Source organism: Micromonospora globbae (assembly GCF_036184225.1).
GTDB classification, from domain to species: domain Bacteria; phylum Actinomycetota; class Actinomycetes; order Mycobacteriales; family Micromonosporaceae; genus Micromonospora; species Micromonospora globbae.
In genome coordinates this window covers 4,181,909-4,207,530 of record NZ_CP108084.1, presented here as the reverse complement: position 1 = coordinate 4,207,530, position 25,622 = coordinate 4,181,909, and the positions used below count along the sequence as shown (strand labels likewise).

Below are 25,622 nucleotides of genomic sequence, written 5' to 3'. Positions count from 1 at the left end.
CCGGGGCGTTCGACCGGGCGCGGCGGCGTGGTGGCTGTAGCTCAGTTGGCAGAGCACCGGGTTGTGGTCCCGGTTGTCGTGGGTTCAATTCCCATCAGTCACCCGACTAGTGGATCTACTCCACCGCAGCTCAGGCCCCCTCTCCGGAGGGGGCCTGAGCCGTTTAGGGGCGTGGTAGGGGAAAGGTTAGGCGTGGGAGGACTCGGCGTTGTCCGCGACGCGACAGCGTCTGGGTAACTGATCTTGGCTTCTTCGTGGCAAGCCCTTCAGTGAGGGGGAGTGCAGCGGGAGCCATCTTCCGTGGTTTCCTCCTGTTTCCGTGTCTCTTTGTCTCTTTATTTGCGACAAACCCCGCCCGGCCGCTACCGTTGTCTCATTCAAAGAGACATAAGGACAGCGATGGGCATCTACATAGCACCCGAACTGACCAGCCATGACCGGTCTGTCCTAGCCGAGATCTATCAGATGAGAAACTCCCTGGTTGACGTGCTTCGGACCCCCCGGCGGTGGACGGGCGGACTACGCAAGACGATGCTCGCGCGGGCGATCCTCGGATCGAACAGCATCGAGGGTTACGTCGTGGCCGAGGACGACGCCGCTGCCGCCCTCGACGACGAGGAGCCGCTGAGTGCTGATGAGCGGACCTTCGCCGAGATCCGCGGCTACCGCCAGGCGCTCGGGTACGTACTGCAGAGCGCTGGCGACCCATACTTCCGCTTCGACACGTCGATCATCCGCGGCATGCACTACATGATGCTGTCGCACGACCTCTCCAAGAGCCCAGGGCAGTACCGGACCGGACCGATTTATGTGCACGACGAGCGGACCGACCGGCGGGTGTACGAGGGCGCGGACGCCGACGACGTCCCCGATCTGATGGAGGAGCTGGCGGCCCACCTGCGGTCGGACGAGCCGATCGATCCGGTGGTCAAGGGTGCGATGGCGCATCTCAACCTCGTCATGATCCATCCCTTCCGGGACGGCAACGGCCGCATGGCTCGTGCCCTGCAGACCCTCGTGCTGTCCCGGGACGCCATCGTTGAGCCGGCGTTCTCCAGCATCGAGGAGTGGCTGGGCAGCAACACCGAGGACTACTACCGGGTGCTGGCTATTACGGGCAGAGGGCGGTGGAACCCAGAAGGTTCGGCGCATCTGTGGGTGTCGTTCAACCTGCGCGCCCACCACATGCAGGCCCAGACCGTCGCAAGGCGCTTCCAGGAGGCTTCTGCCATCTGGTCGGAGCTGGACGCGCTTGTGGCGGACGAGAAGCTGCCCGAACGGGTCACAGGGCTGCTCTACGAGGCCGTCCTCGGATACCGGGTCCGTCGCCCCCTGTACATCAAGCTCGCGGAGGTCGAGGAGCGGACCGCCACCCGCGACCTTGCCCGCCTGACCGAACAAGGTCTGCTCGAGGCGCGCGGTGAAAGGCGCGGTCGGCACTATGTCGCGGGTCCGGCGCTGAACGACGTTCGCCGGCGCACCCGCGAGCGGCGGCGCCCCATCGAAGATCCTTACCCGGGAATGCCCGTGGCGCTCGCGACAGAGGCGGCAGCCCTGGCAGAGATGCCACCGGTCGACGGGAGATGGCGATCGGCGGTCGAAGAAGTGATGAATCATCGCCGACCGCCGGCCGAGCCGGACTTGCCCACCTCTGGATCATCTCTAGGGCAAATCTAGGGCAAATCTAGGGGAATCGGGATGCCCGGCCGTACCCGTTGACACCCGACCATGCCCCTCACCTGCTGGTCATAGCGCTGACGGGCTCCTGATCTTGAGGTCTATTCGGCTTCAATTCCCATCAGTCACCCCACACACGAAGGCCCCCTCCTCGCGGAGGGGGCCTTCGTCGTTCCGCGGCTCGTCAGTCGGTCGTGCCGGTGCTCGCGCTGGCGTCCGGGTCCGGCGTGGCGTCGGTGCCGGCGTCGGTGTCCGCGTCGGTACCGGCGTCCGGGTCGTACGGCAGGGCGCTGCCCTTGACGTACTCCTCCCAGCTCATGTTCCAGTCGGTCCAGCCGTTGCCGTTCTGGAGCTTGCGCTCGGTGCCCTTCACGGTGATCGGGTCACCGATGCGGGTGTTGCTGAACAGCCAGGCACCATTGGCCATCGAGACGTTCACGCAGCCGTGCGAGACGTTCACGCTGCCCTGCTGCCCCTCGGACCAGGGGGCGGCGTGGATGAACTCGCCACCCCACGTGAGCCGCTGGGCGTAGTCGATCTTCGTCCGGTAGCCCTCCTCGGGCCCCAGCTCCTCGAAGGTGTCGAAGACCGTCTTGCGCAGCTTCTCGATGACGACCATCGTGCCGCTCGACGACGGGGTGCTCTTCTTGCCGAGGCTCACCGGGATGGTCTTGACCACCTTGCCGTTGCGGGTCACGGTCATCCGCTTGGTCTTGTTGTCGACCGTCATGATCAGCGCCGGGCCGATGTTGATGTCCACGGTGAGGTCGGCCCGGCCGTACCAGCCATCGCCCATCGGCAGGCCGCCGGCCTGCACCCGGTACTTGACCTTGCTGCCCGCCTTCCAGAACTGCTTCGGGCGGTAGTGGATCTCGGTGGGGCTGATCCAGTGCCAGATGCCCTCCTGGGCCGGCACGGAGGTCACCGTCATCCGGCGCTGCACGTCGTCGCGGTAGTCCTCGGGAACGGCCCGGCTGAACTTGACGATCAGCGGCATGCCGACGCCGACCGTCTGGCCGTCGCCGAGGAAACTGCTCACCCGGATCTGCTTGGTGGGCTTCGCCATGGTGGTGAACGTGCTGGTCGCCGTCGCGGGGCGGCCGTCGTCGCCGGTCGCGGTCACCGTGGCCGTGTACGTCTCGCCGTACTCCAACGCGCCGGACGGCAACCAGCTCTTGCCGTCCGCGGCCAGCGTGCCCTCGACCGTCTCGCCGGCCGAGTCCTTCAACTCGACAGTGGTCTCCACGGCCTCCTTCGTGCTGAAGGTGATGGCGGTGGAGGCCGGTACGTCCTTGGCGTCGGCCTGCGGCTCACTGATCGTGGCCGCGGCCTTCGGTGGCGGGGTCTCCGTGCCGCCCCGCCACGAGGACGGCTTGTCGCCGCCTCCGCTCGTGCACGCGGACGTCAGCGCCAGGGCGGCCGCGATCACCCCCGCGGCGAGAGCGCGGCGCCGCACACCGGCGCGCCCACCGCGGCGCCGGGTCAGCTGGTCCTGGTCAGCTCGCATGTTTCCCTCACAGTCGTGGTCCCCGCACAAGCCATCGTCTCTCACAGACGCACCAGAACTGGTACCCGTTGCCAGGGGTGAAACGAAACACCCGGCGACAACTTGTCGGATTGTTGCTAGAATTCGCGTTTTGCGAATCCACCTCACCAGTCCCACCCACCCCGCCGGGCCCGCCCCGGGTCGGCCGCGCTTGCGCCGGTGATCATGAAGTTACTGCCGATCCGCATCCGATTTGTCGGCAATAACTTCATGATCACCGGGCTGAGTGCCAGCCGGGGAGGAGAGGGGCCGGGGGAGGAGGGGGTTGGGCGGGTGGGTTAGAGCAGGGGGCCGGACCCGTTCTTGGGCACCGGTAGCGCGCTGCCCTTGACGAACTCCGACCAGCTCAGGCTCCACGCCGTCCAACCGTTGCCGGCGGCCAGCCTACGCTCCGTGCCCTTGACGGTGATCGGGTCGCCGATCTTCGTACGCTCGAAGAGCCACCGCGCGTTGGCCGTGGAGACGTTCACGCAGCCGTGCGAGACGTTCTGCCGGCCCTGCACGTGCTCCGACCAGGGCGCCGCGTGGATGTACTCGCCACCCCAGGTCAACCGCTGGGCGAACTCGATGTCGGTGACGTAGCGATTCGCCGGATCGGGGTCGTCCCGGGTGTCGAAGACGGTCTTCTCCTTCTTCTCCATCACGACCATCGTGCCGCTGGAGGAGGGGGTGCTCTTCTTGCCGAGGCTCACCGGCATCGTCCGGACGAGCTTGCCGTCCTCGTACACCTTCATCTGCTTGGTGGCGTTGTCCACCTTCATGACGAAGGCGCGTCCGATCTTGGCGGTGGCCTTCCGGTCCACGTCGCCGTACCGGCCGTTGCTCAGGGGGATGCCGGCCAGGGCGATCCGGACGCTGAGCGTGGTGCCCGGCTTCCAGTACTCCGGCGCCCGGTAGTACGCCTGGGTGCCGTTGCTGACCCAGTGCCAGGCGCCGGGCTGCGGCGGGTCCGTCCGGACGAACATCCGCTTCTGCACGGCGGCCCGGTCCTTCTTCGGGATGCCCGGATGGAACTCGGCGACGACGGGCATGGCCACGCCGTACGTCTTGTCGTCGAAGAGGTAGAGGCCGGAGCCGATCGTCGAGCGCGGCTTCTTCATGGTGGTGAAGGTGCTGGTGCCCGTGCGGGTCGCGCCGTCGGGGCCCTTGGCGGTGACGGTGGCGGTGTACGTGGTGCCGTACTTCAACGGGCTGTTCGGCACCCACGACGAGCCGTCGGTGCGCATCTTGCCCGCGACCGTGGCGCCGCCCGCGGCGGTCAGCGTGACCTCCGACACCGTGGCGCCCTCGGGCAGGTCCGCGCTGATCTCGGTGCTGACCGGCCGGTTCTTCGCCCCGTCCGCCGGGCTGACCGGCAGCGGCGGCCCGGCCGGGGTGGCCGGCGCGGCCGTGCCGGACGCCGCGTCGACGCTCGTGCTCGCACTCGGCGTGACGAACGTCGGCTTCTGCTGCTCGTCGCCGCACGCCGTCAGCGCCAGCGACGCCACCAGGGCCAGGGTGCCCACCACCGCCCCGGACCGCGTGAACCTGCCCATCCCCACCTCTGTTCTCGCGTGCCTGGCGCACATCGTGCATCATCCTGGCGCTCGGGCAGGACCCGAAGCTCGAGCGAATGGGCGGTTTGACCGGATTGCGCGTTAAGCTCGCCCGAAGGGTGGAGCCCGGTATCGGATTGGAACCCCGCTCGGCGGCCGTGCTAAGGTTCTCCCCGTTGCCAACGAGCGCCGCTAGCTCAACTGGCAGAGCAGCGGACTCTTAATCCGCGGGTTCGGGGTTCGAGTCCCTGGCGGCGCACCTGTGATCAAGGCCCTGACCTGGTATCTATCCTGGGTCTGGGCCTTTATCGTGTCCGGTTCGTCTGGCGCTCCCGGCGGGCGAGTGGATCGCCGCCGGCTGGTCAGGCGGTCGTGGCGCCGCCCTCGATCATGTAGTCCGCCCGGCGGCGGGAGCACGGGTCCGCCGACCAGAATGAGGCGATGCGCGCCGCGTACATCGAGCGTCCCGGGCCCGCCGCCGACATCCGGTACGGCGACCTTCCCGCGCCACGTCCCGGCCCGACCGACGTCCTGGTCGACATGATCGCCACCACCGTCAACCCGGTCGACACCTTCGTCCGCTCCGGGGCCTACCGCACGCCGCTGCCGCTGCCGTTCGTGGTCGGTCGCGATGTCGTCGGCCGGGTGGCCGAGGTGGGGCCGGGCGCCGCCGGGTTCCACGCCGGCGACCTGGTCTGGTGCAACAGCCTGGGGTACGACGGCCGGCAGGGCGCCGCAGCCGAGCAGGCCGTGGTGCCAGTGGACCGGCTGTACCGGTTGCCCGCCGGCGTCGACCCGTCCACCGCCGTCACCGTGCTCCACCCGACCGCCACGGCGTACCTGGCGTTGTTCGTCCACGGCCGACTCCGGCCCGGCGAGACGGTGGTCGTGGCCGGTGGCGCCGGCAACGTCGGTGCGGCTCTCGTGACGCTCGCCGCCACCGCCGGCGCCCGGGTCGTGGCGACCGCCTCGGCGGCCGACGCCGGGTACTGCCGCGGCAACGGCGCCGCCGAGGTGCTCGACTACCGTGCCCCCGACCTCGTCGACCGGCTGCGAGCGGCCTGCCCGGGCGGCGCCGACGTGTACATCGACACCGCCGGGCGCAACGACTTGGGGCCGGCGATCGACCTGCTGGCGCTGCGCGGCCGGATCGTGCTGCTCGCCGGCGCGTCCTCCCGGCCGGTGTTGCCGGTCGGCGCGCTCTACCAGAACGACCGGTCCGTCATCGGATTCGTGATCTCGCACGCCACCGTGGCGGAGCTGGCCGAGGCGGCCGGCATGGTGAACCGCCTGCTGGCCGCCGGACGGGTGGCGCCGCGCGAGATCGTGCCGCTGCCGTTGTCGGCGGTGGGGGAGGCCCACCGCATGCTGGAGCAGGGCGAACTACGCGGCCGGCGAGTGGTGATTCGGCCCTGGGATCCCTCCCGCTCGGCCCGGCCGGCGACCTGTTAATCTCTCTCCCCGTTGTCAGCGAGCGCCGCTAGCTCAACTGGCAGAGCAGCGGACTCTTAATCCGCGGGTTCGGGGTTCGAGTCCCTGGCGGCGCACCAGCAATAAGGGCTCTGGCCTGGTGGTTTCCACCCGGCCGGAGCCTTTTTCGTGTACGCCGCTGGTGGATGGTCGCTCGGTGGGTGCTCGGAAGCCGTTGGACCGGGCCGGCGTTGCTGGGACATATCGTTGTTCCGTGGACGCCTGCGCTCATCGTCATTTCTGAGGTGGCCGGCCCGCATCGGGCCCTTGGGGGTCATTGGCGCATCCGCTCGCACGGGGCAACGGGCTTCCTTCGGGCAGCCACGCCCGAGCCGGTCGTTGGCGATTACGCTGGCGGCGTGGGGGGACAGCCTCGGATTCGTGTGCAGGGGGATCTCTATCACCCGGTGGTGCCGCCCGGTGCCGTATATGTGGGGCGGCAGGGGTTCGGGTTGCGGCGTTCTCCCTGGGCCAATCCGTTTAGCCTGCGAAAGCACGATCGGGCTGAGGCGTTACGTCTCTATCGGCAGTGGCTTGTGGGGCAGCCGGCCCTTGTTGACCGGGCGCGGCGGGAACTCACGGGGAAGCAGTTGGCGTGCTGGTGCCGCGTCGAGGATGCGTGCCATGCCGACGTGCTGGCGGACATCATCGGTTGACGCGCGGCCGGTACCGAGCAGTGGGCCGTCTCGGTGCGTAGACACCGCCGATGCTGAAGGACTGCGGCCTTGCCGCTTGGTTACCTACGTAGAAGGCGACGTCGCGGTCAGCGGCGCAAAGTTGGGTGAGGAACTTGTGTCTCAACTGCTCCGCGGCCTCCGCGTCGGTGAGCTGGCCCAGACGGCGTTGTAGGGCAACGAACTCCCAGTCCCAGAGAGTCTGCTGATGACCGCGGCAATGACGGTCTGCGCACCGGTAGCGGTAAGCGGCGGTGAAACGGGGTGCTTGAAGCGGGCTGCGCTTGGCCCGTTCCAGTAGGTCGAGCTGGTTGAGGTAGCCAGCGATTTTCCTGCGATCCTCCGCCGACCAGCCGGGATGTCGCTTCACTTGAAGAGCCGAGATGTCAGCCACGCGAATCAGCGCGATCGATCGTGCGTTCCGGTCGTCGCGGGCCTGTTTGTTGAGCCGGCACATGGAGTCTTCGACGAGTGGATCAAGGAGGTAGCGACGCGACTGCGGGCTGGCAACGTGCCGCTCGGTGGTGATGGTGTCCACGATCGGCTTCCAGCTCTCGCGCCGCTGGTCTTGCCTGGCTGGCAGTGCCTCGACGTGGATGATGTCGTACTTGTGGAACTTGCCGTCGTCGTCGAGGTCCCGATAGTGGACCGGGTAGAGGCGAATCCAACCCGTCCAGGGCGGGTCTATGCCCAGCGCCCCGACGCAGACCGTCTCCCCGTACCGCGCCGAGGGGTTGGGTGCCGCTTTCACTGTGATTAGGAGGCGGAGTTTTGCTGGTCGTGCCAGGACTGGCTTCGGTCTCGGATCTTCGTTGGTGCTCGGTCCCCACAACGGAAGCTGTTCCAACGGAACCACCCACATCGCTAGACGCAGCCGTCCAGACACACTCAGTTACATAGACAGTCTCACATCAAGGGGATCTGGCGCTAGCCGGCAGGGGCGAGGGGCAGCTGCCCAGCCGAACGCCGGCACGGAGAGTTCGCCTGGATTCGTCACGTTCAGTAAACCGCTGTCGGTGTATGGCGCTTCATCGCCGAGCCGGGAAGGCGCGTGCCAGGCGTTTCTGGCGATCGGTACCGCGGTGCTGGGCGCCCTGTGGAGATCGACTTTTGGTGGCCCGGTTTGACCGCTTCGCTTCCTTCGTCCTCCCCTCTTCGGCTGATTCACTGAACAGTGATCTCCAAAATCGGCCCCAAAACCACGGTTTGGGTATGTGGGTGCTCGCACGGCCTGGCCCAACGGCCCACGGCGGGCGCTGTCTCCGGTCACGGCGGTCCCTGGCTTCCGATCTCCCGGTCAGAGCATCGACCACTCTCTGTTGCAGCCGCTGGAAACAGGATGTCGGACCGCCGGGGCTCGGAGGGATCATCAGGGAATGGGTGACCAGGATGCCGCGCGGCGGTTGTCCCCGCGGCGGTGGCGGATCCTGTCGTACCTGGCACAGCATGGTTCTGCATCGACGCTGGACGTGGCGCTTGTTTGTGCGGTGTCGCGGCTGACCGCTCACCGTGACTTGGTGTGGCTGCAGGAGGCGGGACTGGTGCGCCGCGAGCGCTCGCCGGAGGACCGGACCCACACCTGGTGGTACGGGATCACGGCCGAGGGGACCGACGTGCTCCGGCGCGCCCTGACGGCGTCGGGGCGGCCGGTTCCGCTGAGGTTGGGTCAGCGGCCCTCCGGCATGGCGGATGCCCTGCTGTTTCTGCCGTTGATCGAGGTGTCGCGGCGCAACCCGGGGCGGTGCGAGCTGTTCCAGTGGCTGGCGACGATGGAGACCTCGGCGTGGTTGCGCCAGCACGACCTCGCGCAGTTGCGGGCCGACGGCTACGGCATATGGCTGCAGGACGGGCGGTGCCTGCGGTTCCTGGTACACGTCGACCGGGGCCCGGTCGGCGACGTTGTCGCCGAGCACGAGCGGCCGGCGTCAGGGCTGGGTGGACTGTTGGCCGGCTACCGGCGTGCGGGCCGGATGGTGCCGGTCGGGGCGGTTCTTCTAATCGCTCAGGACGCCGAGCGGGAGGAACGGTTGCGGGCCGACCTGCTCCGGGGGCCGCTGCTGAGCGCTGTCGCCACGACCAGGCGGCAGTTGTTGTATCGCCACTGGCCGGACGAGCAGGTATGGCAGGTGCCGGGCGAGAATGGTAGGCGGTGCCTCATCGAGGTCGGATCCTGACCGCACCACGTCACGATGCCCCTGCCGACGCCAACCTCCTGACCGTCACGAGGCCGGCGGCGTGGTGCTGAAGTCAGCGGCGTCGTGCTGCCCTGCTACCCCTACGCTGGCGGCATGAGGGAACCCACCGCGGACCGGACTGGTAGGTGCTGATGAACCGGCATGCGGCGGCACATGCCGAGGCGATTCCCGACGCTATCCGGGCGGACGTGGAGACGCTCTGGCGCTACCACGACATGCGTCACGAGTTGCGCCCGTGCGACGTGGGGATCGGGTTGGGCAGTCACGACCTCGGCGTGGCGGTCATCGCGACGCGCCTGTTTCACGAGGGCCTGTTCCCAAGGATCGTGTTCACCGGCGCGAACGCCCCGACGACCGTCGAACGGTTCCCACGGGGAGAAGCGATGCACTACCGCGAGTACGCCGTCGAGCAGGGCGTACCTGCGGAAGCGATTCTCGTGGAACCGCGCGCAACGAACACCGCCCAGAACCTGGAGTACTCGCGCAGGCTCCTCAACGAACGACAGATCCCGGTGCAGTCGGTGCTGATCATGTCGAGGCCCTACCAGCAGCGTCGGGCCTACGCCACGTGCAGGCTGATGTGGCCGGAGGTCAACGTGGTGTGCGCGTCGAACCCCCTGGAGCTGGACGACTATGTGAGCAGCATCGGCGACCCGCGGCGGGTGGTGGACATGCTGGTCGGCGACACGCAGCGGATCGAGGTGTACGCCGAGCGCGGGTTCGCGATCCCGCAGGAGATACCGGACGAGGTGCGGACGGCGTTCGAGCGTCTGGTGGCGGCTGGCTACACGAGCCGGCTGATCTGAGCTTAGTTACCAGCGCGGCCCTCCCGACCGGACGCCCATCCGGTCGCTGAGTTCGACGGCCAGTCGGGGTGGCCGGGGGCGGGTGAGAATGTCCCGAACGAGGTCGCGGGAGAGCTGGTGGTAGCGCACCTGGTCAGCCCCGATGATCTCTGCGTTCAGGAGCGCGGCGAGCGCGTCGTCGATGCGGTTCCACCGGGCAAGGGCTCGGGCGGTTTCGATGGCGTGCCGAACCTGCCGCTCGACGGGCACGGTGCTGGTGTCGAGGTGCGCGCCGATTACGATGGCGCGTTGCACGTCGCCGAGTTCCATGGCCACGGTCGTCTTGTGGATTGACACGTTGGTTGGCCCGAACGCGGTCCACACGTGGTTGCCGTCGGCGCCGAGCTGGTGTGCTGCGGCGTCGGCCTCGGCGATGTGGGTGTCGGCGGAGGCGCGGTCGTCGTCCCGGGCGGCGGCCAGCGCGCAAACGAGGTGCAGGCTGCCGTAGACCGAAAGCAGTTGCGGCGTGGGCCTGGTGAGCCGTGGTTCAAGAAACTGCGCGGCGGTGGCGGCGAGGCTACGAGCCTGCGCATATTCGCCGATGGAGACCAGGGAGTGTGCGGCGGAGCGGCTGAGTGAGCCGATGACGACGTGGTCGTGGCTGGCGTTGGCGGCGGCGAGACCTCGGCTGGCGGCGGTCCACGCGAGGTCACCTTCGCCGAGCTTGGTGAGGAACAACGCGGCGAGCTGGTGAGCGTAGGCAGTCATCGCATGCGCGCGCCGACCGTCGTCTCCGTCGTACGCCTCGGTGGCGGTGAGGCAGTCGTGGATGAGGTAGGGCAGCCGGCGGGCGAGGGTGCCGTACCGCGAGTGCTGGTAGGCGGTCCAGATCTCGGCGACGTCGTTCTCGATCTCGCGCAGGGCGGGAGCCTCGACGTCCCCCGTGCTGGCCAGCGCCGGCGCGAGGTGACGATAGTCGTGAAGCGCGGCCCGCAAGGCGGGGATGGTCTCGCGACCTGAGTCGTCCGACCACTCGAACAGGCTCGGTGCACCGATCAGGTCGCCGAGGGACACGTCCAGGGCCTTGGCGATTGCGCGTATCACCGACAGCCGGTCCAGGTCGGCCCGGTTCGTCTCAACCTTGCGCAACCACTCCTGCGTCTTGCCGACCAGACCGGCCAGCACCTCCTGGGACAGCCCTCGCCTCCGCCGGTAGAAGGCGACGCGCTGGCCGATCGTCATGTCGTCCGTCATCCCTCGCACACCATCACCCTGCCCGCTGAAGGCCGCCGGACCCGGTACGGATTTTCCCGGTCCTCCGTACGGACCGCCCCTACGTTCAGTTCACCCCAGATCACCGGCGCGTGTCGATGCCGGTGTCGGGGATGACTGGCAGGGAGCTGCAGATGGAGGGATCGATGAGCGGCGCACCACACCACGGCTTGGGCCGCTGGCTCGGCCCGTCCGGGAGCGACCTGTCTCGGTGTTCTCCCCGCCTGCGTACCGCCATGAGGGCTGCGTGGGTGGGTGATCGGCGGCCTGCTCCCAGCCGCCGTGATGCGGCGGCGGGCTCGCCATTCCCCCGGCGAGCCCACCGCTCATCGTCCCTGGTGGGGGTGGCGGCATGACGGTGTACATCTCGCGTAACGCCATGGCTAGCCAGTCCCGGCGCCCCGAGCCCAGGTGGACGTCCAAGCAGGGGCAGGTGTGGCCCGCTGACCCGCCGCTGCTCACCTTCGTGTGGCGTCGGCTGTTCGAGCAGCGGGCCCGCGAGGGCGGTCGCCGGTGACCGGGCCGCAGCGCCGTCTCGCGGCGAACCGGCTCGCGCCAACCGGGGTGGAACATCTGCCGATGCGCCCGCTGTGGCTGTGCCGTCGATGCGGGCAGCCGTGGCCCTGCGGCGCGGCGAAGCTCGCGCTCCTGGCCGAGTACCGGGAAGTGCCGGTGAGCCTGTTCCTCTACCTGGCCAGCTGCCTACACGACGCGATCGACGACCTCCACCGGCTCAACCCGAGCGTCACGGGCAGCGCCGCCGACATGTTCGACCGGTTCCTCGGCTGGCCCGCCCGCCACACCCACGCCTACCGCGTCAGTACCACCACCGCCGCCAGCATCGAAGAGGCCTCATCGTGAACGGCATCGGCCTCATCAGCGCCACCGGCCAACCGGCGATCGCCGGCAGCTTCCACACCCTGGTCGTGCAGCCGACGAGCTTCTGCAACCTCGACTGCACCTACTGCTACCTGCCCGACCGGAGATCCCTCCGCCTCATGAGCGGCGCGGTCGCGCAGGCATGCGCGGAGTCGATCGCCCAGCAGAACAGCGGACGTCCCGTGAGTGTCGTGTGGCACGGGGGCGAACCCACCGCCACACCCATCGGGCTGTTCCGCGATCTGCTGGCCCCGTTCGAGCAACTGCGGCGTGCGGGGATGGTGCGTCACGAGATCCAGACGAACGCCACGCTGATCAACCGACAGTGGTGCGAACTGTTCACCACCTACGGGTTCGAGGTCGGGGTCAGCATTGACGGACCGGGCGTGTTGAACCGAAACCGCCTCGACCGGGCCGGCAAGTCGACGGATGCCCGAACCCTGCGCGGCATGCAGACCTTGACCGACGCGGGGCTGGAGTACTCCGTGATCTGTGTTGTCACACCGGCAACCATCGACCACGCGGACGCCCTCCTCGACTTCTTCACCGGCCTGCCCGGCTGCGAGTCCGTGGGCTTCAACATCGAAGAGCAGGAGGGCACCGACCGGGCACCGGTGTCGGAGGATGCCGCGTACCGGTTCTGGAAGCACCTCATCGAACGTCGCGTCGGCGGCAGCCCGCTGCGCATCCGCGACGTGGACCGGTTGGCCGACTATGTCGTCGTCACCCGCGCCGGACACGTCGACCACGCGCCGTACGAGCCGATCCCGACCGTCTCCTGGGATGGACAGGTGGTGCTGCTGTCACCGGAACTACTCGGCATCACCGAGCCGCGATACGGCGACTTCATCGCCGGCAACGTCCTCCAGCAACCCATCACCGCCATGCTCGCCCGCGCCGGCGACCTGGACTACGTCGCCGAGTTCATTACGGCCCTCAACGACTGCGCCGACCACTGCGCCTTCTACGACTTCTGCCGCGGCGCCCAGGCCGGCAACCGCTACTTCGAACACGCGACGTTCACCGCCCGCGAGACCACCTACTGCCGAACCACTCGACAAGCCCTCGTCCGTGCCGCTGCGGACCACCTGACCCCTCAAGGAGGAGCACCATGACCAACGCTCTCGCGACCCTTGTCAACGCCGCACCCGAGCAACTGGCCCGCCTCGGCGTCGACCCGCAGCGGTCGGTAGCGTCGATCGACGCGGCGAAGTTCGACAACCGCCCCACCTGGGACAACAAGGGAAAGTTCGACAGCCGACCCGGCTGGGACAACTGGAACAAGAAGTAGCCCCCACCACGGGACGCGCGGGGTGGCGTGCCCACCCCGCGCCCACACAGGTTGAGGACACATGCGCACCACCACGATCGGCGACGTGAAGGTCCTACTGCCGGACCTCGAACCGGACGACCTCGACACCACGACGAACCTGGCCGACGGCCTCACCGAGGCCCTCGTCGAGGGCGCCGCGTGGCACGGCTCGCACCTGGAAGACGCCCGCATCCGCAGCAGCCTGATCACCGGCGTGGACCTGAGCGAGAGCATCTGGGAAGCCGGCAGCCTCTACGGCTGCGAGATCACCCGCACCGACTTCTCCGGCGCGACCCTGACCGGCATCACCATCGAACGGTGCGCCATTACCGGCTCACGGTTCACTGGCACCAGACTCACCGACGTACGCCTCAAGGACGTCTTGTTCGACGGCTGCCGCTTCGATTACGCCACCTTCCAGCGCGTCGCCGCCGGCGGCTCGGTCGCGTTCACCGACTGCATTCTCACGAACGGTGCGTGGTCTTCCTGCCGGCTACCTCGCATCGCGCTGCGGTCATGTGACCTCGCTGGCCTGGACCTGGATTCCTGCCACCTCGTCGGCACCGACCTGCGGGGCAGCCGTCTCCACGGGCTGAAGACGTCCCTCGACAACCTGCGCGGCGTCACTGTCGGCCGCGGCCAGCTTCCTGACCTCACCCAGCTGACCATCGACGTCCTCGACCTCGCGGTTCGTGACGAGTGACCCGAGGTGTTCGGGGGTAACCGGACTCGTGATCCGCAGGGCCGGGCTTCCCCGGCGGCGCGCCAGCAGTGACACCGGTAGGGCCGGCCGTGCGGACCAGGCCCTGATCGTTCTGCACGATCCCGACCTCCGGGCCCGAGTTGCCCCCTGGCCGGCCACTGGTCCCGCGACCCACGTCGCGGAGCGATCTGGTGATTGTCGCCGTACGCCTGCGGGCGATGCGGTGCGATGGCAGGGTGGCGAGGGATCGGGAGCGCTGGAGCCGGGGTTACGGCGTCGCCTTGTTGCGGAAGCGGGAGAGCGCCCAGCAGGCCACGTACGTGGAACTGTTCTTCGACCTGGTGATGGTGTTCGCCCTCAACCGGCTGGTGTCCTCCGGGGTCGCCGACCTCGAGGTGCCCGGCCAGGCGCCCGCGGACTATCTGGCCCGGTGGGCGGGTCTCGGCCGTACGCTGCTGCTGTTCGCGCCACTGCTCTGGACGTGGACGATCACCGCCTACCTCACCGCCCGGTTCGACCCGCGGACTCCCGCGCTCCAACGGTCGACCCTGGTCGCGGCGTTCGCCGTGCTGATCATGGGTACGAGCGTGCCGCACGCCTTCGACGGCGCGGGCGACCTGTCGTTCGCGCTGGCGTACACGCTCAACCAGGTCGGCCGGTTGTTGATCTTCGTGTACATCATCGGTGCGCATCCGCTGGGCCGGCTGTACCTCCGAGCCACGGTCTGGCTCGCCGTCGGGGGAGCGTTCTGGATCCTCGGCGGCCTGACCACCGGCGGGGCCCAGGTCGTGCTGTGGATCCTGGCGGTGATCGTCGACTTCGGCGCGGCACGACTGGGCTGGCCGTTGCCGCGGCTGGGGCGGGGGAGACAGGCGGTGTGGGAGATGGCCCCCACCATCTCGCCGAGCGGTACCAGCAGTTGATGCTGATCGCCCTGGGCGAGACGATCCTCGCTGTCGGCATCACCTTCACCACGAACAAGGACCGGCCCGGCGGCTACGAGAGTCTCGGGCTGCTCACGGCGTTCGTTACCACGGTGCTGTTGTGGCGCATCTACTTCCAGCGCGCCGGGCAGGTGCTCGGTGAGGCCGCCGTCAAGGCGCGGAACCCCGGGAAGGTGGGGGGCTTCATCGCGAGTGCGCACACCCTGATGATCTTCGGGATCGTGATCACCGCGATCGGGTACGAGCTCGTCCAGCACCACCCGCTCGGGTACACCTTCCCGGCCTGGCTGGCCATGATCCTCGGCGGGCCGGCCTGCTTCCTGGTCGGGCGCGCCGCCCTGGAGCGCGCGGTGTTCTCCCGGGTCTCCCGACGCCGCTGGATCGGGATCGGCATCCTCCTCCTCACCTTCCTGCCGCTCGTGGCCGCCCCGCCGCTGGCCGCGGGGGTCACCGCCGCCGCCGTGCTGTTCGGCATCGCGTACGTCGACACCCGCCGGGCTGCTCACCGGCCGCCGGAGGAGCCCCACCCGCTCGATGCGAGATCGAACTGGCCGTGGTGGAGCAGCCCGGAGACCAGGCGCGCGGATCCGACCCCCGAATGACGCTGAGCAAGCGGGGGTACGGCTCGCCTGCCGGCGGCCGTCAGAAGAGGGTCAGGGGCTCGACGGGGATCGGCTGGGGGAGTGGCTCCAGTTCGGGTACGCGGGCGCGTACCTCGTCGTGGAAGCGGCGGGCGAGCAGCGGCGCGTCGGCGTTGTCGGGGGTGTGGACGAAGACGGTCGGTGAGCGGCCCTCGCGCAGCCACCCGGCGGTGACGTCGACCCAGTGCCGCCAGCCCTCGACGGTCCGCGCGGTGTCGTCGCGTCCGAGGTAGCGGACGATCGGCCGGTCGGTCAGCGCGGCCGTCCGCAGCGGCACCCGCGGTTTCTTGACCCACGCGTCCCGCTCCGCGTCGCTGCTCGGCGGGCTGCGGAAGAACGCCGTGGTGTCGAACGGGATCCATTCGGCGGCCACGGTGGCGAGCGCGTCCTCGAGGAGCCGGACGGCCCGCGGGTCGTCGAAGAACGCGGGGTGGCGGACCTCGACGGCGTACCGGTGGTCGGTCGGGAGTGTCCGCAGGAAGCGGGCGAGGACGGGCACGTCGGCGGGTGCGAAGGATCCGGGCAGCTGGATCCAGAGCGCGTGGGCGCGTGGACCGAGCGGCTCGATCGCGTCGAGGAACGCGCGCAGCGGCTCGTCGGCGTGGGTGAGGCGGCGTTCGTGCGTGACGGTCTTCGGGAGCTTGAGGACGAACCGGAAGTCGTCGTCGGTCTGCTGTGCCCAGGAGGCCACGGTGTCGCGGGTCGGCGTGGCGTAGAACGTCGTGTTCCCCTCGACGGCGGTGCACCAGCCCGCGTAGTGCCGCAGACGTTCGTGGGCCGGCAGAGGGTGCGCCAGGAAGCGTCCCTGCCATGCCTTGTGCGTCCACATCGCACACCCCACGTGAAGACGCACGCCCGACCCTCCTCGCTCGACCCGGCTCCACCCTGCCAGGCCGCCGTCGGGGCGCGTCCGGGCGGGGTCGCGGAATGCCGCGAGGGCGGCAAGGGCAGCGGTCTGCCAGACAACCGAAGAGGTCTGACCACTCGGCCTCCGTGGGCCTCCGGTCGGCGGTTGGGCTGATGGTCCGTCCGGTGGAAGTCAGCGTGGTCGCTTCGGGGTCGCCGGCGAGCGGCGCACCCGGTGATTCCCACAGAGTGGGCTTGACCTGCGGCGATGTCGCCACTCGAAGGTAACGGTCGGGTCACGAGGTATTCCGTAGGTGTTGATTCCTCGATTAACCTCCCGTGCCACGAGGTCAGACCTCATTCCTCATACCTCTAACCCTGACGAGGTGAGTCGCCGAGTGCAGGACGCCGCCCCCCGCTACGCCGGATACCGGTCCTTCGACTACTTGACCCCGCACGTCGACTACAAGGTCTTCGAGCTCGCTCCCCAACTCGGGCGGGTGCCCGAGCACGACCTCGGCCTCAGCGACGAGCAGCGCGCCCGGGTGGCCCGCCTGCTCCGCGAGCACATCGCGATCTCGCTGCACGAGCACCCGAAGATCCTGCCGGCCGACGTCTCCCAGCTGCGCGACTACAACCGCACCGGCCGCAACGCGTTCGGCTTCGAGGGGATGGCCCGCTCCGGACTCACCGCGGTCTTCGACAACTTCATGAACGGCACCGGCTGCGTGACCAGTGAGCACGCCTGGAAGTGGGACGACGTCATCTACGACATCGGCCTCCGCTTCGCCGACATCGCCAAGCAGGACCACGTCGTCGTGGCGACCACGCTCGACCAGATCCGCGAGGCCAAGCGCAACGGGCAGATCGCCCTGGTGGCCGGTCTCGAAGCGGCCACGATGATCGAGAACGAGCTGGACCGGATCGACATCCTCTACGGCTTCGGTGTCCGGCAGATGGGCATCGCGTACAGCCAGGCGAACATGCTCGGATCCGGCCTCTCCGAGACCCGCGACGGTGGGCTGACCCACTTCGGTCGGCGTGCGGTGGACCGGATGAACAAGCTCGGTATCGCCATCGACATCTCGCACTCCGGCGATCGGACCTCGCTGGACGTGATCGAGGCCAGTCGGGTTCCGGTGTTCATCACCCACGCCGGTGCCCGTTCGGTCTGGAACACCCCTCGGATGAAGCCGGACGAGGTGATCCGGGCCTGCGCCGAGCGGGGTGGCGTGATCGGCATCGAGGCCGCGCCCCACACCACCCTCTCGGCCGACCACCCGCACCACTCGATCGAGTCGGTGATGGACCACTTCACGTACTGCGTGGACCTGGTCGGCATCGACCACGTGGCGTTCGGCCCGGACACCAACTTCGGTGACCACGTCGGGCTGCACGACAGCTTCACCCAGCACCTGGCGATCGGGCAGGCCCACGGAGTGGTGGACCACCCCCGTGTCCCGTACGTGAGCGGCATGGAGAACCCGGCGGAGTGCTTCAGCAACATCGTCGGCTGGCTCGTCACGCACGGCTACTCCGACGACGAGATCGCCAAGGTCATCGGCGGCAACATCATCCGGGTTCTTGAGGAGGTTTGGTGAGAAAGACGGTCAAGGGTCGGTGGCGGCTCGCTGTCGCGCTCGGCGTGGCGGCGACGCTGGGGATCTCCGGCTGCAGCCTGAACGAGGACACCGGGTCCTCGACCACGTCGACGGACGGCTCGGTGCTGCGCATCGGCACCACCACCGACGTGAGCAACTTCAACCCGCTCCAGTCGCTGAGCAAGACCGACTCGTGGATCCTCAACGCGATGTACCCGCACCTGCTGCGGATCGACGAGAACGCGAAGAAGGTGCCGGAGCTGGCGAAGGAGTACCGCTACGAGGACGGCGGCAAGACGGCCGTGTTCGTGCTGCGGGACGACTTCACGTGGACCGACGGCAAGCCGGTGGTCGCGGACGACGTCAAGTTCAGCGCCGAAATGATCATGAAGTACAAGCTCGGCAACGTCGCCGCGAAGCTGACGTGGGTCGAGTCCATCGAGGCGCCGGACGCGACCACCGTCAAGTTCAAGCTCTCGCAGCCGTACGCGCCGTTCGCCGAGGGCGTCGGCTTCTGGATGTCGATCGTGCCGAAGCACGTCTTCGAGTCCGCCGGTGACCTGTCCAAGTTCCCCAACGACTCGAACTGGGTCGGCGCCGGCCCGTTCGTGCTCGACAGCATCACCAAGGGCCAGCGCTACGTCATGAAGCGCAACCCGAACTACCCGCTCGCGCCGGGCGGCAAGGCCGCGGTCAGCCAGGTCGAGTACCGCGTCTACCCGGACGTGAACACGATGATGCTGGCGCTGCGCAACGGCGACATCGACCTCATGGGCACCCCGGTGCCGGTGTCGGCGGTGAAGACGTTCCAGGCCGACTCGAACATCAAGCTGGTGAAGGTGGGCGCGCTGGGCTTCGCGCACCTGACCTACAACATGAAGAACAAGCAGCTGGCCGACCAGCAGGTCCGGCAGGCGCTGTCGATGTCGGTCGACACCAAGTCGATCATCTCGTCGGTCCTCCAGGGCGACGGCCAGCAGATGGCCGGCCCGATCTCGCCGATCTTCTCCGAGTACGACAACACCGAGCTCCAGCCGTACCCGTTCGACCCCGCCGGGGCGAAGGCGAAGCTGAGCGCGGCCGGCTACAAGGACGCGAACAACGACGGCTTCTTCGACGAGCTGGCCTTCGGGGTGGCGTGCGACCAGTCCAACGCGAACATCACCCGCGTGGTGCAGCTCTTCCGGGAGAGCGCCGCCAAGGCCGGCATCAAGCTCGAGAACGAGTGCGTCGAGCGGAACACGTTCCTCTCCCGGACCAAGAACGGCGAGTACGACATCGACGCGTCGCAGTGGGGCGTGTTCGACAACCCGATGGACCAGCTGCGCAGCACCTACCTGTCCAGCAACCCGGGCGGCATCAACTACAACCTGCTCGAGTCGCCGGAGATGGACCAGCTGATCAACGACGCGGCCGCCACCACCGACCCGGAGGCGTTCAAGGCCAAGATCAAGAACATCGACAAGGTCGTGCACGACCAGGCGTACCTGACCCCGCTGTACGTGGAGAACTTCCAGTTCGCCTACAACGCCAGCAAGTTCACCGGCTTCGTCCCGTCGCCGTCGGACCTGCTCGGCATGGTCACCGCGTACTCGCTGGCCCAGGTCACCCCGGCCAAGTGACCGGAAAGTCCTAGGGAGAGGAGGGGTCCCCCGTGGCGCGTTTCGTGCTCAGTCGGGCACTGAAGGCCGTCCTGACCGTGTGGATTGCGATCACTTCGACGTTCTTCCTGCTCCGGCTGCTGCCGGGGGACCCCACGACCCTCATGGTCGAGGGGGACATGACGCCGGAGATGCAGGCGGCGCTGCTCAAGACGTACGGCCTGGACCGGCCGTTGTGGGAGCAGTACGTCTCGTACCTGCGTGAGCTGGTCCAGGGCAACCTGGGCATCTCGTTCCGGCAGATCCAGCCGGTCGTCGACATCATCGTCGACCGTCTGCCCTGGACCCTGCTGCTCGCCGGCACCGCGTTCGTCGTCACCGTGGCCGTCGGCATCCCGATCGGGGTGGCCGCCGCCGTGAACCGGGGCCGGTGGCTGGACCGGGCGCTCCAGGCGCTCGGCATCGGCGGGCACGCGCTCTTCGTGCCCAGCGTCGCCATGCTGCTGCTGGTCTTCCTGGGAGCCCGCCTCGGCTGGTTCCCGATCGGCGGGGCGATCGACCCGGACACCCGGGGCGCGGCGGCCTACCTGAGCCTCGCCCACCACCTGGTCCTGCCGGTGCTGTCGCTGGTGCTGGTGCAGCTCGGCCCGTACGCGTTGACCCTGCGGACAAACATGATCGAGGTCCTCGGCGAGGACTACATCCGGGCCGCCCAGGCCCGGGGACTCTCGGCCCGGCGGCGGGTGTGGAAGCACGGCCTGCGCAACGCGATCCTGCCGGCGCTGACCCTCATGGGTCTCCAGTTGGGCACCCTGGTCGGCGGCGCCGTGCTCACCGAGACCGTGTTCGCCTACCCGGGGGTCGGCCGGCTCATCTTCGAAGCCGTCGGCCAGCAGGACTACCCGGTGCTCCAGGGCGCGTTCATCATGCTCGCCGTCACGGTGGTGTTCGCCAACGCGCTGACCGACATGTTCTACGCCGTCCTCAACCCCCGGATCCGGCTGTGAACGCGCGCGCCTCCGCCCGCCCGAACCCGTCCGCCCCCACCCCCGAAGGGAGGGTGCCGTGAGCGCCCCCGTGCTGACCGAGCAGGCGGTGCCGCCGGTCGCCCCGGCCGTCGCGAGGCGGTCCTGGTTCGCCTACCTGCGCCAACCCTCCGCGGCGCTGTCCGTGCTGGTGCTCGTCGTGATGGTGGCGCTCGCGCTCCTCGCGCCGGTGATCGCCGACGAGCCGGCCGGCGCCGGCCCGGACGTGCTGCAACCGCCGTCCGGCGCGCACTGGTTCGGTACGGACGACCTCGGGCAGGACATCTTCGCCCAGGTCGTGTGGGGCACCCGGACCAGCCTCGTGATCGGACTGGCCGCCTCGCTGATCGCGATCGTCCTCGGCACGGCGATCGGGTTGGCCTCGGCGTACTTCCGTCCGATCGACGCGGTCGCCACGGTCGTCACCGACGTGATGCTGGCGCTGCCCACCCTGCCGCTGATGATCATGCTGGCCGCGGTGGTCAACCCCAGTCTCTGGACGCTGACCCTCATCATCGGGTTCTTCGCCTGGCCCGAGGTGGCCCGCCTGATCCGGTCCCAGGGCCTGGTGATCAGCGCGATGCCGTACATCGACGGCGCGCGCGTGCTCGGCGCCTCCGGGTGGCGGATCGTCACCCGCGAGATCCTGCCCGCGGTCGTCTCGCTGGTGATCGTGAGCGTGCTGCTCACCGCCTCCCGGGCGGTGATCTCCGAGGCCGGCCTGAGCTTCCTCGGTCTGGGCGACCCGGACGCCTGGTCGTGGGGCCGCATCCTGCTCAACGCCCAGCGCAGCGGGGTGGTCGCCATCGCCTGGTGGCAGACGCTCTTCCCGTCTGTGGCGATCCTGCTGCTCGTGCTGGCGGCCACCGTCGCCGGAATGCGGTTCAACGACACCCGTGACCCCCGCCGCAACGGAGCCTGACCATGCGACTGCCCGACAGCTTCTACACCAGCGTCCGCAACCGCCTCAACGAGGCGCTCGACGAGCGCGGCCTGGACGGCTTCCTCGCCACGTCCCCGGCGGACGTCGCCTTCCTCAGTGGCTTCTTCTACATCGCCACCGAACGGCCGGTCTACCTGTGGATGCCCCGCGAGGGGGATCCGCTGCTGGTCATCCCGCGGCTCGACGAGGAGTACGCGGCGCAGCAGGGCGTGCGGGTGCCGACCGTCAGCTACTTCGAGTACCCGGGGGTCGTCACCGCCGAGCAGACCCTCGCCGCGGCGCTGCCCCGGCCCGGCGGCCGCACCCGCCGGATCGGGTTGAGCGCCGGGGTGTCGGTCGGCACGTACCGCGCGCTGTTGCAGGCCATCGCGGGCGCCACCCTGGAGACCACCGACGTGGTGGCCCGGCTGCGGCTGCGCAAGTTCCCCGAGGAGATCCCGTTCCACGAGGCCGCCGCGCGGATCTGCGACGAGATGCTCGGCGCGGGCCGGGCCCTGATCGAGGAGGCGTTGGCGACCGGGGGGCCGCTGCCGCGCGAGGACGAGATCGCCCGGCACGTGATCGGGTACGGCACCGACCGGATGTACGCCGAGTACGACCTCGTCGTCTACACCACGAAGCTGGCCGGGGGTCTCGTGTACGCCGGCCCGAACTCGGCCCTGCCGCACGGCCTGCCGACCCGCCGCCGGATCGAGCCCGGCGACACGCTGATCCTCTCCCTCGGCGCGGCGGTGGCCAGCCGGTTCGTGGAGAGCGAACGCACCTTCGTGGTGGGCGAGCCCACGCCCGAGCAGGTGCGCTACTACGAGGCCGACCGGGAGGCGCAGGAGGTCGGCACCCAGGCGATGACCGCCGGGCGGACCTGCGCCGAGGTCAACCGGATCTGTCTCGACGTGCTGCGCGAGCACGGCCTGGGCGACTACATCCGGCACCGGCAGGGGCACGGCATCGGGTTGCAGAACCACGAGGCGCCGTGGGTCGAGGACGGCGACGAGACCGTGCTCGCCCCCGGGATGCTGCTCTCCAGCGAGCCCGGCGTCTACGTGCCCGGCCACGCCGGCTACCGCATCTCCGACACGGTCCTCGTCGAGGAGGACGGCCCGCGCAGGCTCACCCGTTACCCGCGCGACCTGGCATCGAACGTCATCGAGGGAGTCCGATGAAAATCAACGGCGCAGAACTGGTGGTCGAGGCGTTCGGCCCGACCGACGGACCGGCGATGATCGTGCACCACGGCGCACCCGGGCTCGGCTCCCGCAGCGAGCCGAAGCGCTCCTTCGGCCCGTTCGCCGACCGGATGCGGGTGATCGTCTTCGACGCCCGGGGCTCCGGCGAGTCCAGCGACGACGAGCCGTTCACCCACGAGCAGTGGGTGGCCGACGTGGACGCCATCCGGGAGCACTTCGGCTACGAGAAGATCGTCATGGCCGGCGGCTCGTACGGCGGGTTCATCGCCATGGAGTACGCCATCGCCCACCCGGACCGGGTCTCCGCGCTGGTGCTCCGCGACACGGCGGCGGACACCGCGCACGACCACCTCGCCGTCGAACGTGCCCGCAACACCGACCGTACGGTGATCCCGGAGTGGGTCATCGAGCGGATCGGCACCGGCCGGTTCGAGAGCAACGAGCAGCTGCGCGAGTACTGGCGTGCCATCCTTCCGCTCTACGACCACCAGCACGACCCGGCCAAGGACGAGGCGAAGCTCAACGCCACCCGGTTCCACTACCGGACGCACAACGCGGCCTTCGGGCAGAACATGCCGCGCTACGACCTCAAGCCGAAGCTGCCGTCGATCACCTGCCCGACGCTGGTGACCGTGGGCCGGCACGACTGGCGTACGCCGGTGGCGGCCTCCCAGGTCATCGCCGACCTGATCCCCGACAGCCGGCTGGTGGTCTTCGAGAAGTCCGGGCACTCGCCGCAGTTGGAGGAGCCGGAGCTGTTCCAGCAGGTGGTGCGCGACTTCCTCGCCGAAGCCGGTGTGCTGCGATGACCCTGTTGGAGATCGCCGACCTGCGGGTCACGTTCCCCGGCGGCACCGGGCCCGTCAACGCCGTGAACGGGGTGTCGCTCGAGGTCGACGCGGGGCGGACCCTCGCGGTCCTCGGCGAGTCCGGTTCCGGCAAGAGCGTCACCGCGCAGGCGGTGATGGGCATCCTCGACGCCCCGCCGGCCCGGATCACCGGTTCGGTGCGGCTGCGCGGCCGGGAGCTGCTCACCCTGTCGCGCAGACAGCGCGACCGGGTCAGCGGCGAGGAGATCGGCATGGTCTTCCAGGACGCCATGGCCGCGCTCAACCCGGTCTTCACCGTCGGGCACCAGATCATGGAGGTGCTGCGGGTCCGCCGTGGCATGTCCAAGGCCGACGCCCGCCGCCGGGCCGTCGAACTGGTCGACCGGGTCCGGATCCCGGCCGCGAAGGACCGGATCCGCGACTACCCGCACCAGTTCTCCGGTGGCATGCGGCAGCGCATCATGATCGCGCTGGCCATCGCCCTCGAACCGGACCTGCTGATCGCCGACGAGCCCACCACCGCCCTCGACGTGACCGTGCAGGCCCAGGTGATGGAGCTGCTCGCGGAGATCCAGCGGGACAGCGGGATGGGCCTCATGCTCATCACCCACGACCTCGGTGTGGTGGCCGAGGTCGCCGACGACGTGGCCGTCATGTACGCCGGCCGGATCGTCGAGCGGGGCACGGTCCAGCAGATCTTCGACGGCCCCGCGCACCCGTACACCGAGGGGCTGCTCGCCTCGATGCCCCGGGTGGACCGGCGTGACGACGTGCTCTACGCGATCCCGGGAGCACCGCCGAACCCGGCCATGCTCCCCGCCGGCTGCCCGTTCCACCTGCGCTGTCCCCGGGTCACCGACGAGTGCCGCGTGACCCTGCCGCCGCTGGCCGTGCTGCCCGGCAACCGGTCCAGCGCGTGCCACCACCATGAGGAGGTGCGTCGTGCCACCCGGAGATGACGTGGTGCTGCGGGTCGAGAACCTGGTCAAGCACTTCCCGCTCAAGGGGCGGGTGCCGTTCACGACCGGCGGTGTCGTCAAGGCCGTCGACGGTGTCTCGTTCGACCTGTGCCGAGGCGAGACGCTCGGCGTGGTCGGCGAGTCCGGCTGCGGGAAGACGACCCTGGCGCGGATGCTGGTCGGGCTGGAACAGCCCACCTCCGGCGCGGTCCGGTTCGGCGACTCGGTGGTGCACACGGCCCGGGGCCGGGAGCTGCGCGCGCTGCGGCGCCGGATCCAGATCGTGCTCCAGGACCCGTACACCTCGCTGAACCCGCGGCGCACGATCCGGGAGATCCTGCTCCAGCCCTTCGAGATCCACCCCGACGTTCTGGACCGGCGGCGCCGGCTGGACCGGATCCGGGAGCTGCTCGACCTGGTCGGCCTCGACCCGGCCCTGCACCTGGACCGCTACCCGCACCAGTTCTCCGGCGGGCAGCGCCAGCGCATCGGGATCGCCCGGGCGCTCGCCCTGCAACCCGACGTCATCGTCTGCGACGAGCCGGTCTCCGCGCTCGACGTGTCGGTCCAGGCCCAGGTCGTCAACCTGCTCGAGCGGCTCCAGGACGAGCTGGGTGTGGCGTACGTCTTCATCGCGCACGACCTGTCCGTGGTGCGCCACATCTCCGACCGGGTGGCCGTCATGTACCTGGGCAAGCTCGTGGAGACCGGCCCCGAGGCGAGCCTGTACGACACGCCCCGGCACCCGTACACGAAGGCGCTGCTCTCCGCGGTCCCGGTGCCGGAACCCGCCGCACGGGGCGAGCGTCAGCGGATCCTGCTGCCCGGCGACCCGCCCAGCCCGGTCGACCCGCCGTCGGGTTGCCGGTTCCGGACGCGCTGCTGGCAGGCGACGGAGACCTGCTCCACCACGGAGCCGCCGCTGGCAGCCGGGGCACACCCGGTTGCCTGCCACTACCCACTGGCCGCGTAGCGACCAGCCACCGTTTCGAAGGAG

The 25,622-nt window shown here is 69.1% G+C and carries 25 protein-coding genes and 3 tRNA genes; 23 read left to right on the top strand and 5 right to left on the bottom strand.

Going from position 1 to position 25,622, the window contains the following annotated elements:
* Positions 1–30 precede the first annotated feature (30 nt).
* Both OG994_RS18715 and OG994_RS18710 read left to right on the top strand, forming a co-directional pair.
* Positions 31–103 (top strand) — tRNA-His (locus OG994_RS18715).
* Positions 104–399: 296 nt separating this feature from the next.
* A complete protein-coding gene (locus OG994_RS18710) occupies positions 400–1,677 on the top strand; it encodes a Fic family protein (protein WP_120331897.1) in 1,278 nt (425 codons plus the stop codon).
* 184 nt (positions 1,678–1,861) lie between these two features.
* On the opposite strand, the gene OG994_RS18705 is transcribed toward OG994_RS18710, so the two are convergent.
* Positions 1,862–3,184, bottom strand: a complete 1,323-nt coding sequence (locus OG994_RS18705) for a L,D-transpeptidase (protein ID WP_328850454.1) — start codon at positions 3,182–3,184, stop codon at positions 1,862–1,864.
* A gap of 317 nt (positions 3,185–3,501) precedes the next feature.
* On the bottom strand, positions 3,502–4,758 hold the full coding sequence (locus OG994_RS18700; RefSeq protein WP_328850453.1) for a L,D-transpeptidase: 1,257 nt from the start codon (positions 4,756–4,758) through the stop codon (positions 3,502–3,504).
* A 186-nt stretch (positions 4,759–4,944) separates the two neighbouring features.
* Here OG994_RS18700 and OG994_RS18695 point away from each other — a divergent pair.
* The 4 genes from OG994_RS18695 to OG994_RS18680 all read left to right on the top strand — a co-directional run bounded on the left by OG994_RS18695 (position 4,945) and on the right by OG994_RS18680 (position 6,884).
* A tRNA-Lys gene (locus OG994_RS18695) sits at positions 4,945–5,017 on the top strand.
* A gap of 182 nt (positions 5,018–5,199) precedes the next feature.
* Entirely contained in the window at positions 5,200–6,210 is a 1,011-nt protein-coding gene (locus tag OG994_RS18690) for an NADPH:quinone reductase (protein ID WP_328850452.1), read from the top strand.
* 22 nt (positions 6,211–6,232) lie between these two features.
* Positions 6,233–6,308 (top strand) — tRNA-Lys (locus OG994_RS18685).
* A gap of 66 nt (positions 6,309–6,374) precedes the next feature.
* Positions 6,375–6,884, top strand: coding sequence for a DUF4326 domain-containing protein (locus tag OG994_RS18680; RefSeq protein WP_240033250.1), 510 nt, complete (start codon positions 6,375–6,377; stop codon positions 6,882–6,884).
* On the opposite strand, the gene OG994_RS18675 is transcribed toward OG994_RS18680, so the two are convergent.
* Positions 6,874–7,764: a hypothetical protein gene (locus OG994_RS18675; protein ID WP_328853745.1), complete on the bottom strand. Its 891-nt coding sequence runs from the start codon at positions 7,762–7,764 to the stop codon at positions 6,874–6,876. The two genes, OG994_RS18680 and OG994_RS18675, sit on opposite strands and share 11 nt — an antisense overlap.
* Before the next feature lie 514 nt (positions 7,765–8,278).
* Between OG994_RS18675 and OG994_RS18670 the strand changes: the two genes are divergently transcribed.
* Entirely contained in the window at positions 8,279–9,076 is a 798-nt protein-coding gene (locus OG994_RS18670) for a DeoR family transcriptional regulator (protein ID WP_328850451.1), read from the top strand.
* A gap of 146 nt (positions 9,077–9,222) precedes the next feature.
* Complete coding sequence (locus OG994_RS18665) at positions 9,223–9,903, top strand: YdcF family protein (RefSeq protein ID WP_192902325.1); 681 nt, start codon at positions 9,223–9,225, stop codon at positions 9,901–9,903.
* Positions 9,904–9,909: 6 nt separating this feature from the next.
* Here the strand turns inward: OG994_RS18665 and OG994_RS18660 are convergent, their stop codons facing one another.
* The gene (locus OG994_RS18660; protein WP_192902131.1) at positions 9,910–11,136 is read right to left on the bottom strand and encodes a helix-turn-helix domain-containing protein; all 1,227 of its coding nucleotides are present in this window, start codon (positions 11,134–11,136) and stop codon (positions 9,910–9,912) included.
* A 370-nt stretch (positions 11,137–11,506) separates the two neighbouring features.
* On the opposite strand from OG994_RS18660, the gene amcA (OG994_RS18655) reads away from it, so the two are divergent.
* From amcA (OG994_RS18655) to OG994_RS18625, 7 genes are all read left to right on the top strand, one after another.
* Positions 11,507–11,671 carry a multiple cyclophane-containing RiPP AmcA gene (amcA, locus tag OG994_RS18655; protein ID WP_192902130.1) on the top strand — a complete coding sequence of 55 codons (165 nt, stop codon included), beginning with the start codon at positions 11,507–11,509 and terminating at the stop codon, positions 11,669–11,671.
* Complete coding sequence (locus tag OG994_RS18650; protein WP_120328642.1) at positions 11,668–12,015, top strand: hypothetical protein; 348 nt, start codon at positions 11,668–11,670, stop codon at positions 12,013–12,015. Before amcA (OG994_RS18655) ends, OG994_RS18650 begins: the two co-directional genes overlap by 4 nt.
* On the top strand, positions 12,012–13,148 hold the full coding sequence (gene amcB / locus OG994_RS18645) for a cyclophane-forming radical SAM peptide maturase AmcB (protein ID WP_120328641.1): 1,137 nt from the start codon (positions 12,012–12,014) through the stop codon (positions 13,146–13,148). Before OG994_RS18650 ends, amcB begins: the two co-directional genes overlap by 4 nt.
* Positions 13,145–13,324 carry a multiple cyclophane-containing RiPP AmcA gene (amcA, locus tag OG994_RS18640; RefSeq protein ID WP_120328640.1) on the top strand — a complete coding sequence of 60 codons (180 nt, stop codon included), beginning with the start codon at positions 13,145–13,147 and terminating at the stop codon, positions 13,322–13,324. Before amcB ends, amcA (OG994_RS18640) begins: the two co-directional genes overlap by 4 nt.
* Before the next feature lie 61 nt (positions 13,325–13,385).
* Positions 13,386–14,048, top strand: coding sequence for a pentapeptide repeat-containing protein (locus OG994_RS18635; protein ID WP_120328639.1), 663 nt, complete (start codon positions 13,386–13,388; stop codon positions 14,046–14,048).
* Positions 14,049–14,284: 236 nt separating this feature from the next.
* Positions 14,285–14,971, top strand: coding sequence for a low temperature requirement protein A (locus tag OG994_RS18630; protein ID WP_328850449.1), 687 nt, complete (start codon positions 14,285–14,287; stop codon positions 14,969–14,971).
* Complete coding sequence (locus OG994_RS18625) at positions 14,971–15,594, top strand: low temperature requirement protein A (protein ID WP_328850448.1); 624 nt, start codon at positions 14,971–14,973, stop codon at positions 15,592–15,594. The genes OG994_RS18630 and OG994_RS18625 overlap by 1 nt, the downstream gene beginning before the upstream one ends.
* A 40-nt stretch (positions 15,595–15,634) precedes the next feature.
* Here OG994_RS18625 and OG994_RS18620 read toward each other — a convergent pair whose 3' ends face one another.
* The gene (locus OG994_RS18620) at positions 15,635–16,462 is read right to left on the bottom strand and encodes a DUF72 domain-containing protein (RefSeq protein ID WP_328853744.1); all 828 of its coding nucleotides are present in this window, start codon (positions 16,460–16,462) and stop codon (positions 15,635–15,637) included.
* Positions 16,463–16,865: 403 nt separating this feature from the next.
* On the opposite strand from OG994_RS18620, the gene OG994_RS18615 reads away from it, so the two are divergent.
* Genes OG994_RS18615 through OG994_RS18580 form a run of 8 tightly spaced genes read left to right on the top strand, consistent with a single transcriptional unit; the run spans position 16,866 to position 25,598 of the window.
* On the top strand, positions 16,866–18,080 hold the full coding sequence (locus OG994_RS18615; RefSeq protein ID WP_240032927.1) for a dipeptidase: 1,215 nt from the start codon (positions 16,866–16,868) through the stop codon (positions 18,078–18,080).
* The gene (locus tag OG994_RS18610; protein WP_328850447.1) at positions 18,077–19,702 is read left to right on the top strand and encodes an ABC transporter substrate-binding protein; all 1,626 of its coding nucleotides are present in this window, start codon (positions 18,077–18,079) and stop codon (positions 19,700–19,702) included. The genes OG994_RS18615 and OG994_RS18610 overlap by 4 nt, the downstream gene beginning before the upstream one ends.
* A gap of 32 nt (positions 19,703–19,734) precedes the next feature.
* Positions 19,735–20,688: an ABC transporter permease gene (locus tag OG994_RS18605; RefSeq protein WP_120328633.1), complete on the top strand. Its 954-nt coding sequence runs from the start codon at positions 19,735–19,737 to the stop codon at positions 20,686–20,688.
* A gap of 58 nt (positions 20,689–20,746) precedes the next feature.
* Complete coding sequence (locus tag OG994_RS18600) at positions 20,747–21,628, top strand: ABC transporter permease (RefSeq protein WP_328850446.1); 882 nt, start codon at positions 20,747–20,749, stop codon at positions 21,626–21,628.
* A 2-nt stretch (positions 21,629–21,630) separates the two neighbouring features.
* Positions 21,631–22,812 carry a M24 family metallopeptidase gene (locus OG994_RS18595; RefSeq protein WP_120328632.1) on the top strand — a complete coding sequence of 394 codons (1,182 nt, stop codon included), beginning with the start codon at positions 21,631–21,633 and terminating at the stop codon, positions 22,810–22,812.
* On the top strand, positions 22,809–23,645 hold the full coding sequence (locus OG994_RS18590) for an alpha/beta fold hydrolase (protein ID WP_328850445.1): 837 nt from the start codon (positions 22,809–22,811) through the stop codon (positions 23,643–23,645). The genes OG994_RS18595 and OG994_RS18590 overlap by 4 nt, the downstream gene beginning before the upstream one ends.
* Positions 23,642–24,625 (top strand): ABC transporter ATP-binding protein, encoded by a 984-nt coding sequence (locus tag OG994_RS18585; protein WP_328850444.1) that lies wholly within the window; start codon positions 23,642–23,644, stop codon positions 24,623–24,625. Before OG994_RS18590 ends, OG994_RS18585 begins: the two co-directional genes overlap by 4 nt.
* On the top strand, positions 24,594–25,598 hold the full coding sequence (locus tag OG994_RS18580; protein ID WP_120328629.1) for an ABC transporter ATP-binding protein: 1,005 nt from the start codon (positions 24,594–24,596) through the stop codon (positions 25,596–25,598). The genes OG994_RS18585 and OG994_RS18580 overlap by 32 nt, the downstream gene beginning before the upstream one ends.
* The last annotated feature ends 24 nt before the right edge of the window (positions 25,599–25,622 follow it).